This window comes from Sphingobium sp. TA15, assembly GCF_037101235.1.
In the GTDB taxonomy this organism is placed as follows: Bacteria; Pseudomonadota; Alphaproteobacteria; order Sphingomonadales; family Sphingomonadaceae; genus Sphingobium; species Sphingobium indicum.
In genome coordinates, this window is sequence record NZ_AP025355.1 from 888,174 (window position 1) to 900,481 (window position 12,308).

Sequence of the window (12,308 nt, forward strand, 5' to 3'; positions counted from 1 at the left end):
GCTGCGAGCGGTTATCACTGGTAATAGGCCGAAACAGCGGATAAATGCCCCTCTAAAGAGGGGATGCGGGAACAGGGACTGGGCGTTCAAGTGAACTACAAGCATATCTTCACGCAGGCGATCGACCGGCTCCATAGCGAAGGTCGCTATCGGGTGTTCATCGACATCCTGCGCAACAAGGGCGCCTTCCCCAACGCCCGCTGCTTCCACGGCCATAACGGGCCCAAGCCGATCACCGTCTGGTGCTCCAACGACTATCTCGCCATGGGCCAGCACCCCAAGGTCGTCGCCGCGATGGAGGAGGCGCTGCACGATGTCGGCGCAGGCTCCGGCGGCACCCGCAACATCGGCGGCAACACCCATTATCATGTCGACCTGGAAGCGGAACTCGCCGACCTGCACGGCAAGGAAGGCGCGCTGCTCTTCACCTCCGGCTATGTCTCGAACGAGGCGACGCTGTCCACCCTGGCGAAGATCCTGCCCGGCTGCATCATCTTCTCCGACGAGCTGAACCACGCCTCCATGATCGCGGGCATCCGCAATTCGGGCTGCGAAAAGCGGGTGTTCCGCCACAATGATGTCGACCATCTGCGCGAACTGCTGGCCGCCGAAGACCCCGACGCGCCCAAGCTGATCGCCTTCGAAAGCGTCTATTCGATGGACGGCGACATCGCCCCCATCGCCGAAATCTGCGATCTGGCCGACGAATATAACGCGCTCACCTATCTGGACGAGGTCCATGCGGTCGGCATGTACGGCGCGCGCGGCGGCGGCATTTCCGAACGGGATGAGGTCGCCCATCGCCTGACCATCATCGAAGGCACGCTGGGCAAGGCGTTCGGCGTCATGGGCGGCTATATCGCCGCCGACCAGATGATCGTCGACGTGATCCGCAGCTATGCGCCCGGCTTCATCTTCACGACGTCCCTGTCGCCGGTGCTGGTCGCGGGCGTGCTGGCCAGCGTCCGCCACCTCAAGCAGTCGAGCGAGGAACGCGACGGCCAGCAGGCGTCCGCCGCGACCCTCAAGCGGATGATGGCCGAAGCGGGCCTGCCGGTCATGCCCTCGGTCACGCACATCGTCCCGCTGATGGTGGGCGATCCGGTGAAGGCCAAGCGGATCAGCGACATATTGCTCGCCGAATATGGCGCCTATGTGCAGCCGATCAACTACCCCACCGTCCCCCGCGGCACGGAACGCCTGCGCTTCACCCCCGGCCCGGCGCACAACGAAGAGATGATGCGCGAACTGGTCGACGCCCTGGTGGAAATCTGGGACCGCCTGGAACTGGAATTCAAGAAAGCAGCCTGACACCCGCATCAAAAATCCCCCCTCCCGCAAGCGGGAGGGGGTTAGGGGGTGGGCTGGCGCGACACCCGAGGCGATCTTCAACGGCGCGAAGCGCAACGCCACGCCGCCACGCGCCCCCCCCCCCACCCCGCGCCCATGCAAAGCCCTTGCGGAACCAACCCGCCTCCCTCACCATTTCAGACAGCCATGTCCCACTGGATCGAACCCCACCCGACCGGCATCTATGTCCGCCCGGCCGATGCCTGGATCGATCCGTCCGTCCCTCAGGAGCGCGCCCTCGTCACCCACGGCCATGCCGATCATGCGCGGGGCGGCCATGGCCATGTCTGGGCCACGCGGGAGACGCTGGCCATCATGGCCCTGCGCTACGGCACCGCATCCGGCACGGCGCTTCCCTATGGCGAAGAAATCCGCATGAACGGCGTCACGATCAGCTACATTCCCGCCGGTCACGTCCTCGGCTCCGCCCAGATCGTCCTCGACCATGCGGGCGAGCGCGTCGTCGTCACCGGCGACTATAAACGCCGCCCCGACCCCACCTGCCAGCCCTTTCAGCCCGTCCCCTGCGACATTTTCGTCACCGAAGCGACCTTCGGCCTCCCCGTCTTCCGCCATCCCGACACCGGCAGCGAAGTCGACCGCCTGCTCGCCGCCCTCCACGCCAATCCCGACCGCTGCGTCCTGGTCGGCGCCTATGCCCTCGGCAAGGCGCAACGCCTCATCGGCGAACTGCGCGCCAGGGGGCATCGCGACCCCATCCACATCCACGGCGCGCTCGACCGCATGTGCGCCCTCTACGCGCAATTCGGCGTCGATCTGGGCGACCTGCGCCCCGCCACAGACCAACCCGCCAAAGACCTGCGCGGCCGCATCGTCGTGGCGCCCCCCTCCGCCCTCAACGACCGCTGGAGCCGCCGCCTGCCCGATCCGATCACAGCCATGGCGTCGGGCTGGATGCGCGTCCGCCAGCGCGCCCGCCAGCGCAATGTCGAACTGCCCCTCATCATCTCCGACCATGCCGACTGGGACGAACTGACCGACACCATCCGCGAAGTCGCCCCGTCCGAAACCTGGATCACCCACGGCCGGGAGGAAGCCCTGCTCCACTGGTGCATGACCCACCAGATGCGAGCCCGCGCGCTGGCCCTGATCGGCCGCGAAGACGAGGATGAGGGCTGATGGCCCCCATCACGCCACATCCGTTCGTTTCGAGCGCAGTCGAGAAACGGATAGCACGCACATACCATTTGGCGTCGCTGAACTCAGTCCTGCCTCGTTTCTCGACTGCGCTCGAAACGAACGGGGGTCGGGATTAAATGCGCGCCTTCTCCCAACTGCTCGACGGCCTGGTCTACACCCGCTCCCGCAACGGCAAGCTGGACCTCATTGCCGCCTATATGCGCAGCGCCCCCGACCCCGACCGGGGCTGGGCGCTCGCCGCCCTTACCGGCAATCTGGACCTGAAGGCCGTAAAATCCTCCACCATCGCCGAAATGACCCGCGCCCGCGTCGACCCCGTCCTGTTCGAAATGAGCCGCGACTATGTCGGCGACCTGGCCGAAACCGTCGCCCTGCTCTGGCCCAAGGCCGAAGACCAGCCGCCGGAGGTGGACGACGGCTCCCTCACCCTCTCCGCCATCATAGACCGGCTCCACGCCACCAGCCGCGCCGCCGCCCCCGCGACCCTCGCCCGGATGATGGATCATCTCGACGCCTCCGGCCGCTTCGCCCTGCTCAAGCTGGCGACCGGCGGCCTGCGCGTCGGCATCTCCGCCCGCCTCGCCAAGACCGGCTTCGCGCAGGCCTTCAACCTCGACGTCGACGATGTGGAGGAATGCTGGCACGCCCTCGCCCCGCCCTATGCCGCCCTCTTCCAATGGGCGGAGGGGAAGGCCGACCGCCCCGACCCGGCGGGCACGCCCTTCTTCCGCCCCTTCATGCTCGCCCACCCGCTGGAGGCGGAAAGCGTCGACCTCACCGACTATGCCGCCGAATGGAAATGGGACGGCATCCGCGTCCAGATCGTCGGCACGCCCGGCGAAACCCGCCTCTACAGCCGCGCCGGGGACGACATCACCGGCAGCTTCCCCGACATAGCGCAGGCCCTGCGCCACCACGCCGTCCTCGACGGCGAACTGCTGGTGAAGGGCGAATTTCAGGGCGGAGAAGCCGCCAGCTTCAACGCCCTCCAGCAACGGCTGGGCCGCAAGGCGGTGACGGCGAAGATGATGGAAGACTATCCCGCCTTCGTCCGCCTCTACGACATATTGCTGGACGCCGACGAAGACCTCCGCCCGCTGCCGTGGGAACAACGCCGCGCCCGGCTGGAAAGCATCGTCCCGCAACTCGACCCGCACCGCTTCGACCTGTCCGCCCTGATCGAAGCGCCCGATTTCGACGCCCTCGCCGACATCCGCGCAGGCGCCCGCGACGCCGCCATAGAGGGCGTGATGCTCAAACGCCGCGACAGCCCCTATGTCGCGGGGCGAAAGGCCGCGCTCTGGTATAAATGGAAACGCGACCCGCTGACCGCCGACTGCGTGATGATGTACGCGCAGCGCGGCCACGGCAAACGCTCGTCCTTCTATTCGGACTACACCTTCGGCTGCTGGACGGAGGAGGGCGAACTGCTGCCCGTGGGAAAGGCCTATAGCGGCTTTACCGACGAGGAACTGAAATGGCTCGACCGCTTCGTGCGCACCAACACGATCAACCGCTTCGGCCCGGTGCGGGAGGTGGAAAAGTCGCTGGTGCTGGAGGTCGCCTTCGACAGCATCCACGAAAGCAGGCGCCACAAATCCGGCCTCGCCATGCGCTTCCCCCGCATTTCCCGCATCCGCCGCGACAAACCGGCGCATGAGGCGGACAGCATCGCCGGCCTCAGGCGGTTCCTGACCTGACCGCCCGTCCCGCCGTCAGGAACCGAAAGCCGGCGGAAGGAAAGCTTCTATGGGCCGCGCGCTTCCGGGCGTTCCTTCCAGCAAGGCTTGCGTAATGCCGATCCCGAAACCGCTATAGGCGATGAGATCGGCGAGGATCTGCGTCAGGACGATCGCTCCCACGCCCCAGAACCAGGCCGCATGGACATGGCCATGCCGCCGCTTGTCGGCGATCATGCCGATCACGGGGAAGATCAGCGTCGCCAATATCCCGATCCGCCAGGCATGGGGAATGAACAGCGGCATGGGCAGCAACCGCCCCAGTCCCGGTCCGGTCAGGATGGCCATGGCCGTCATCATCAACCGGCGGTGCCAACCCATGTGGCGGCGGCGGCGCAACGCGGTCATCGCCATCGCGCCGAAAAGCAGCAGCAGCATCGAATTGCTGAACAGAAACTCGCTCTGGTCGAAGAAGAAGGGTCCGCCCGTCCGGCGCAGCGACGTCAACATGATGGCGAAGCCCAGCACCACCATCACCGGAACCCAGCCATAGGCCAGCAGGCCCAGCTTCCGGTGCAGGGCGACATGATTGCCCGCGATCAGCCAGTTCTGCGCGACATAGAGCGCCACCCAGCCGAAAAAGACCAAGGCGTGGACATGATAGACGACCGGCACGGCAAAGGTCGATCGCCCCATCGCCAGATTGAGCGTAAAGCCCGCGACGATGACCATCGCCATCACGACCGCCATGACGCGGAAAAAATTGCGCTCGGCATCCGGAAAGCCCCGCTGCCGCAAGGCCTCATCGCTGATTGTCGCCATCTCCATTCCCCCCGTGATCAAGGCCGGAAAAGCAATGTCCTCTCCATCGCCCCCCATGCCCACGCCGCGATGCTTCCCCTGATATACCGTCCCCATGCCGATGAGAAGATGAACCGTGGTCCGCAGCATCCTCAAATCGGCCACCGTCACAAAAAGCCCCACCGCCGTCACGAGAACCCCACCACCGTCACAAAACCCACCACCGTCACAAAACCCACCCCCGTTACAAAAACCCACCCCCGTTCGGGCTGAGCTTGTCGAAGTCCTTCACTTCTTCCTTTCAAAACAAGCACCCCTCCAAGGCAGTCGCTCAGGAAGCACCGACAGGCTCAGCGCGAACGGTAGAGGGGTCGATCACCCCTCCTCCAACCTCCGACTTTGCGCTGTCACGCACAGTCCCTATATGGGCGCTTTCGCGCCTGAGGCGCGGCACAGCGATGGAGCAAGTTGAATTGAGCAAGGTTCTGGTCATTGGCGCGGGCGGCGTGGGTTCTGTCGCGGTTCACAAGATGGCCCAAAACCCTGATATTTTCAGCCATATCACCCTCGCCAGCCGCCGCATCGTGTCCTGCGAGAAAGTGGCCGAATCGGTGAAGGCCCGCACCGGCGTCACCATCGACGTGGCGCAGGTGGACGCGGACAATGTCGCCGAAACCGTCGCCCTCATCGAACGGGTGCAGCCGAAGCTGGTCGTGAACCTCGCTTTGCCCTATCAGGATCTGGCGATCATGGACGCCTGCCTGGCGACCAAAACAGATTATCTCGACACCGCCAATTACGAACCCCGCGACACGGCGAAGTTCGAATATAGCTGGCAATGGGCCTATCAGGACCGCTTCAAGGAAGCCGGGATCATGGCGCTGCTGGGTTCGGGCTTCGACCCCGGCGTCACCAGCGTCTTCGCCAGCTATATCAAGAAGCATCTGCTCGACCGGATCGACACGCTCGACATTCTCGACTGCAATGGCGGCGACCATGGCCAGCATTTCGCCACCAACTTCAACCCGGAAATCAACATCCGCGAAGTCACCGCCCCCTCCCGCCATTGGGAAGGCGGCAAGTGGGTCGAAGGCCCGGCGCTGAAGCACAAGCAGCCGTTCGACTTCGACCAGGTGGGCGAAAAGAACATGTACCTCATGTATCATGAGGAACTGGAATCGCTCGCCAAATTCTACCCTGAAATCAAGCGCATCCGCTTCTGGATGACCTTCGGCGACGCCTATCTGAAGCATCTGGAGGTGCTCCAGAATGTCGGCATGACCCGCATCGATCCGGTCATCTACAACGGCCAGGAGATCATCCCGCTCCAGTTCCTGAAGGCCGTGCTGCCCGAACCGTCCAGCCTGGGCCCGACCACCAAGGGCAAGACCAATATCGGCGACATCGCGACCGGCCAGAAGGACGGCCAGCAGAAGACCGTCTATGTCTATAATGTGTGCGACCATGAGGACGCCTATGCCGAAACCGGCAACCAGGCGGTCAGCTACACCACCGGCGTCCCGGCGATGATCGGCGCCGCGCTGATGCTGACCGGCGCGTGGAAGGGGGAGGGCGTGTTCAACATCGAACAGTTCGATCCCGACCCCTTCATGGACATGCTGAACAAGCACGGCCTGCCCTGGCAGGTAAAGGAACTGGCCGCGCCGCTCGACTTTTAAAAGCCACGTGCTCCTGCGAAGGCAGGAGCCCAGTCCCGCCGTCTGAACTGGGTTCCTGCCTACGCAGGAACACGGCATCGAATGGAATGCCCATGGAAACCAAAGCCGGCGACCCCGCCGCCTTCGCCCGTTTCGACCTCAACCGCGTCCCCTCGCCCGCCTTCGTGGTGGACGAGGCCGCGGTGCGCCGCAACCTGTCGGTCCTGCGCGACATAGGCGACCGCGCGGGCATCAAGGTGCTGGGCGCGCTCAAGGCCTTTTCCATGTGGTCCCTCGGCCCCGTCATCGCGGAATATCTGGACGGCGTCTGCGCCTCCGGCATCTACGAAGCCCGCCTCGCCCATGAGGAATATCGGGGCGAGATCGCCACCTATTGCGCCGCCTACAAGGCTGAGGATCTGGCCGAAATCCTGAAGATTTCCGACCATGTGATCTTCAACAGCCCCGGCCAGATCGCCCGCCTGCGTCCGGTCATCGAAAATGCTCGCAACAACGGTGTGAACTTCGACATCGGCCTGCGCATAAATCCCCTCCACGCGGAGGGCGAAGTCCCCAAATACGACCCCTCCCAGCCCCACAGCCGCCTGGGCTTCCCCATCGACCAGTTGCGCCCCGAACATCTGGCGGGCGTCGACGGCCTGCACGTCCATAATCTGTGCGAACAGGATTTCCTGCCGCTGGAACGCACCTGGGCCGCCATCGAATCCCGCGTCATGCCGCATGTCGGCGGTCTCAAATGGCTGAACTTCGGCGGCGGCCACCATGTCACCCGCGCCGATTACCAGACCGACCTGCTGATCGCCTTCCTCCAGCGGATCAAGGCGCGGACGGGCCTGGAGCTCTATATCGAACCGGGCGAAGCCATGGCGCTGGACGCCGGAATCCTGATCGGCGAAATCCTGGACGTCATCGACAACGGCATGCCCGTCGCGATCACCGACATCTCCGCCACCTGCCACATGCCCGACGTCATAGAGGCCCCCTACCGCCCCGCCATGCTGCATGAGGAGATGGAAGGCCAGCCCACCCGACTCGGTGGCCCGTCCTGCCTGGCAGGGGACATCATCGGCGATTATCGAGTCCCCGGCGGCGCGACTCCGGGACGGCGGATCGCCTTCCTCGATCAGGCCCATTATTCGATGGTAAAGACCAATACATTCAACGGCGTGCCCCTGCCGTCCATCTGGCTGTGGAACTCGGAAACCGACGAACTCCAGCAAATCCGCCAGTTTTCCTACGAGGATTTCAAGTCCCGCCTCTCCTGACGCACATTTCATAGCGGCAAGCGCAACAAAATTTACGGACGCGCTTTACAGGGGGACCCCCGCCGCATATATCGCCCTTCCGCTGCCCCATGGGACTTCCACCGCAAGGCAGCTTCTTTGCCAACGACTACCCTGGAGGTCCCTTGAGTTGCACAAGCATCATAGCGCGCTGGGGGTAGCGACCACCCTCAAACCGGCAGCTCCGGTAACGCTTGTTCGACCCCAGGCTGCGGCCCGGGCCGCCCGCTTCTTTTCCGAGAAGTTTCCGGGGCGCTCGCTCTATGCGGTCAAGGCGAATCCATCTCCCGATCTGATCCGCACCCTGTTTGCTTGCGGCGTCACGCATTTCGACGTGGCGTCCATCGCGGAAGTGCGCCTTGTCGCGGAGACGCTAGGGAATGAGGCGAAGCTCTGCTTCATGCACCCGGTCAAGGCCGAGGAAGCGATTGCAGAGGCTTATCACATCCACGGCGTGCGCACCTTCTCGCTCGATTCGATGGACGAGCTGGCCAAGATCATGCGCGCCACCAACGACGCGACGGACCTGGAACTGTGCGTCCGCCTGCGCGTGTCGTCGGAACATTCGGAACTCAGCCTCGCCTCCAAATTCGGCGCGGAACTGGGCGAAACCCGCGAACTGCTGATGGCCACCCGCCAGGCCGCCGACGCGCTGGGCATCTGCTTCCATGTCGGCAGCCAGGCCATGTCGCCCCAGGCCTATAGCGACGCCATAGAGCGCGTCCGCGCCGCGATCGTCGATGCGGCCGTCACAGTCGACATCATCGATGTCGGCGGCGGCTTTCCGTCCATCTATCCAGGCATGGAGCCGGTCGCGCTCGAAAATTATTTCGACGCGATCCACCGCGGTTTCGAAAGCCTGCCGATCAGCTATTCGGCTGAACTGTGGTGCGAGCCTGGCCGTGCCCTTTCCGCCGAATATAGCTCGGTCGTCGTGCGCGTCGAACGCCGTCGCGGCACCGAACTCTACATCAACGACGGCGCCTATGGCGCGCTGTTCGACGCAGCGCATATCGGTTGGCGCTTCCCCGTGGCCCTGCTGCGGGAGGAAGAGAGCGAGGCGGAACTGACCGGCTTCTCCTTCTATGGCCCCACCTGCGACGACATGGACCATATGGTCGGCCCCTTCATGCTGCCGGACGACGTGCAGGCGGGCGACTATATAGAGATCGGCATGCTGGGCGCCTATGGCGCTGCGATGCGCACCGGCTTCAACGGCTTCACGTCCGAAGCTGTCGTCGAAGTGGAGGATGAGCCTATGGCCAGCCTCTATGTCGACGCCGTCCCGGTCCGCCGTCGCGCCACTGTCATCAAGCTGGGGTAGAGGCTCAGGCCTCCCCCTGGGGAGAGGATGCAAGGCCCCTCGCCGCACTCCCCCGCGGCGGGGGGCTAATGCGCTCAGCGCCGGAAGATGCCGACCAGTTCCACATGGGTGGACCAGCGGAACTGCCCCACCGGCCGAACCCGCTCCAGCCTGTAGCCGCCAGCGACCAGATGCGCCGCGTCCCGGGCAAAGCTGGCAGGGTTGCAGGAGATATAGGCGATGACCGGCACGCGCGATGCGGCAAGCTGCATCACCTGTTCCTGCGCTCCGGCACGGGGCGGATCGATGACGATTCCCGCGAAACGATCGATCTCCGCGGGCGTCAGCGGCCGCCGGAACAGATCGCGATGATCCGCCGCCATGCGGCGCTGCGCGCGATTGGCAGCCGATTTGAGGGACAGGACCAGATCGCGCGCCGCCTCCGCCGCATAGACCGGCCGCCCTTGCCCCAAGGCCAGCGCGAATGTGCCGAGGCCGCAGAAAAGATCGGCAATGGCGCCCTGTGCCGGCATGGCCGCGCCTGCTTCCCGCACCAGCGCGGCTTCGCCGTCGGGCGTCACCTGAAGGAAGGCGAAGGGCGGAAAGGCGACCGGCACGCCGCCGAAGCTGACCGTGACCGGCTCCGGCTCCCAGCGGGTCTGCGGACCTTCGCCTTCGTCGATGGTCAGCCGAGCCAGCCCATGGTGCTGCGCGAAGGCCAGGAGCGCCTCATCGGCGGCAAGTCCTTCGATCCGCACGCCCTCCAGCAAAAGGTCCACGCCCTGGTCGGTCAGCGACATGCGAACATGCGCGGCGCGCTTTTCCGGCAGGACGAGGGCGCACAGGCTCCTCAGCGGCGCCACCAGCGCGAACAGCCGGGGATCGAGGATTTCGCACATAGTCAGGTCGACCAGCACATGGCTGCCCGACTCCGCAAAGCCGATGACGACCTTCCGGCCCTGCCGGATCGCCCGCAGCGATGCGCGTCGGCGGACCTTGGGCGGGGAGATATGGGGCGGCAGGAGCATGCCCGGCTCCACCCCCTGCCCCGCCAAGGCACCCGCGACGCGCGCCGTCACGAACTCCGCGTAGCTCGCATCGTCGACATGCTGCAACTCGCATCCGCCGCAGGTCGGGAAATGCGCGCATGGCGGGTGGGCATGATGCGGTCCCGGCAGGATGCCGCCGTCCGCAGCGATCCGGTCGCCGGGCGCGGCGAGCGGAACATGGCGGCCCTGGGCGGTCACGCCGTCGCCCTTGGCAGCGATGCGGACGATGATGTCGGTGTCGAGGTCGGTCACAGGCGGGAGGCGATAGCCGCTGGCAGCTCCACAAGCAAATCGTCCGCGATGAAAGCCGCGCCCGCCCGCCGGGCGGCCTCCGCGTGCAGCCACAGCGCCTCGCACGCCGCCCGAAATCCGTCGCCCGTGACGGCAAGCCGAGCAGCGACCAGTCCCGCGAGCACATCGCCCGTTCCCGCCGTCGAAAGCCAGGAAGAACCGGGAGGCGACAGGACGGCGCGTCCATCCGGCGCGGCGACGATGCTGTCGCTGCCCTTGTAGATCAACGTCGAGCGGGACCGTCTTGCCGCCTCCAGCGCCCGCTCCACCTTGCTGCCCGGCAGATTTCCGAACAGGCGGACGAATTCGCCTTCATGGGGGGTGAGGACAGCGCCCGGCGGAACGGCATTCAGCCCCTCCTCCGCCAGCAGGACCAGCGCATCGGCGTCCAGAACGAGCGGGTGCCCGGCCGCAAGCACCGCCGTCAACCGATCCGAAGCGCCCTTCCCGCGTCCCAGCCCCGGGCCGGCCAGAACCGCCCTGAACCGGCCATCATTCAGCCTATGCGCCACATCCTGCGCTGCATCGGTCCGCTCCGCGATAATGGCGCCCGGCCCTTCCTGGACCTGGCCCTGAACCAGGTGCCGGACCATGCCCGACCCTCCATGCGCGGCCGCCTGGCTTGCGAGCAGCCCGGCGCCGGCCATCTCGCCGCCGACCACGGCGACCAGTCCACGGCTATATTTATGCGCGGCCGGGCCTGGGCGATGCAGTTGCGGGGGAGCGAGCCGGTGCATCTTCGCATGGGACGTCTCGATGCCGATGTCGGCGCAGACCAGCCGCTGCCAGCATGTTGCGGCAGGCTGCAACATATGCGCCGGCTTGAGAGCGCCCAAGGCAATGCAGACGCCCATGCCGGGCACATCGGACAGCAGTTCGCCCGTGTCCGTCTGCACGCCGCTCGGCAGGTCCAGGGCATAGCTGAAGCTCGCCTGTTCGGCGAGGGCGCGCAGCTTCGTCGCGACCTCCGCGTCCAGTCCACGCGACAGGCCGGTGCCGAACAGAGCGTCCACGATCTGCGTCGCCGGCGCGGCGTCGAGGAAATTCTCGACCGGGCCGCCCCACGCCTCCCGCGCCTTCATGCTGGAGTCCGTCCGGCTTTTGCCCAGCGCCGCGACGCGCACGGCCACGCCCCGCGCCCGGAGCAGCCGCGCGATCACGAACCCGTCGCCGCCATTGTTGCCGGGGCCGCAAAGGACCAGCAGGTCGCGCTTCCCGCCTGCCCGCCAGACGATCTCCGCAGCGGCGGCTCCCGCCCGCTCCATCAGCATATATTCGGGAATGCCGGCGGCCATGACGGCCTGTTCCGCCTCCCGCATCTCGGCGCCGGTCAGGATCGCATGGCCGCGCATCATCTCTTCCCTTCGGACAAGCGGGCGGGAAAGCGATAGCGGTCCTGTCCGACGCTCAACTCGATTGCGCCCTTGCCGGCGACCAGAATGCTTGCCTCCTCCGCTCCGTCCGCCGGCGCGATCCCGCGCCCGTCATGGACTATCCGGAAGCGCCGAAAGCCACCGTCGGCATGGCGCACCGTCAACAGTTCCCCATCCCGTTCGACGGGGCAGTCCTCGCTCCATTCGGCGCCCGGGCCGATCGCGCAGGAGATCAGTTCCCTTCCCTTGCCGGCCAGCTCTCCAGCCCCCAACGAACCGCCGCATCCGGCCAGCGCCAGGCATGTGAGCAGGCTCATCAGGGCGCGCCGCCTCATCATT

General features: G+C 65.8%; 10 protein-coding genes. 6 read left to right on the top strand and 4 right to left on the bottom strand.

The annotated features are described in order from the left end of the window. Positions 1-90 precede the first annotated feature (90 nt). The 3 genes from hemA to Sj15T_RS04415 all read left to right on the top strand — a co-directional run bounded on the left by hemA (position 91) and on the right by Sj15T_RS04415 (position 4,211). Positions 91-1,311, top strand: coding sequence for a 5-aminolevulinate synthase (hemA, locus tag Sj15T_RS04405; protein WP_041386379.1), 1,221 nt, complete (start codon positions 91-93; stop codon positions 1,309-1,311). Between the two features lie 186 nt (positions 1,312-1,497). Further along, the gene (locus Sj15T_RS04410; RefSeq protein WP_013040045.1) at positions 1,498-2,490 is read left to right on the top strand and encodes a ligase-associated DNA damage response exonuclease; all 993 of its coding nucleotides are present in this window, start codon (positions 1,498-1,500) and stop codon (positions 2,488-2,490) included. Between the two features lie 137 nt (positions 2,491-2,627). Continuing rightward, on the top strand, positions 2,628-4,211 hold the full coding sequence (locus Sj15T_RS04415; protein ID WP_013040046.1) for a cisplatin damage response ATP-dependent DNA ligase: 1,584 nt from the start codon (positions 2,628-2,630) through the stop codon (positions 4,209-4,211). A 15-nt stretch (positions 4,212-4,226) separates the two neighbouring features. On the opposite strand, the gene Sj15T_RS04420 is transcribed toward Sj15T_RS04415, so the two are convergent. After that, on the bottom strand, positions 4,227-5,012 hold the full coding sequence (locus Sj15T_RS04420; RefSeq protein ID WP_041386381.1) for a hypothetical protein: 786 nt from the start codon (positions 5,010-5,012) through the stop codon (positions 4,227-4,229). A 452-nt stretch (positions 5,013-5,464) separates the two neighbouring features. Between Sj15T_RS04420 and Sj15T_RS04425 the strand changes: the two genes are divergently transcribed. The 3 genes from Sj15T_RS04425 (at position 5,465) to Sj15T_RS04435 (ending at position 9,277) form a co-directional block, all read left to right on the top strand. Next, a complete protein-coding gene (locus Sj15T_RS04425) occupies positions 5,465-6,670 on the top strand; it encodes a saccharopine dehydrogenase family protein (RefSeq protein WP_041386383.1) in 1,206 nt (401 codons plus the stop codon). A 92-nt stretch (positions 6,671-6,762) separates the two neighbouring features. Beyond that, positions 6,763-7,935: a carboxynorspermidine decarboxylase gene (locus Sj15T_RS04430; protein WP_013040049.1), complete on the top strand. Its 1,173-nt coding sequence runs from the start codon at positions 6,763-6,765 to the stop codon at positions 7,933-7,935. 148 nt (positions 7,936-8,083) lie between these two features. Beyond that, on the top strand, positions 8,084-9,277 hold the full coding sequence (locus Sj15T_RS04435) for a type III PLP-dependent enzyme (RefSeq protein WP_013040050.1): 1,194 nt from the start codon (positions 8,084-8,086) through the stop codon (positions 9,275-9,277). A gap of 74 nt (positions 9,278-9,351) precedes the next feature. Here the strand turns inward: Sj15T_RS04435 and Sj15T_RS04440 are convergent, their stop codons facing one another. From Sj15T_RS04440 to Sj15T_RS04450, 3 genes are read right to left on the bottom strand one after another with little or no spacing between them, the layout of a single operon-like run. Then, entirely contained in the window at positions 9,352-10,557 is a 1,206-nt protein-coding gene (locus tag Sj15T_RS04440) for a class I SAM-dependent RNA methyltransferase (protein WP_013040051.1), read from the bottom strand. Beyond that, positions 10,554-11,948: an NAD(P)H-hydrate dehydratase gene (locus Sj15T_RS04445; RefSeq protein ID WP_081440690.1), complete on the bottom strand. Its 1,395-nt coding sequence runs from the start codon at positions 11,946-11,948 to the stop codon at positions 10,554-10,556. Before Sj15T_RS04445 ends, Sj15T_RS04440 begins: the two co-directional genes overlap by 4 nt. Then, positions 11,948-12,304 carry a hypothetical protein gene (locus tag Sj15T_RS04450; protein ID WP_013040053.1) on the bottom strand — a complete coding sequence of 119 codons (357 nt, stop codon included), beginning with the start codon at positions 12,302-12,304 and terminating at the stop codon, positions 11,948-11,950. Before Sj15T_RS04450 ends, Sj15T_RS04445 begins: the two co-directional genes overlap by 1 nt. Positions 12,305-12,308 lie beyond the last annotated feature (4 nt).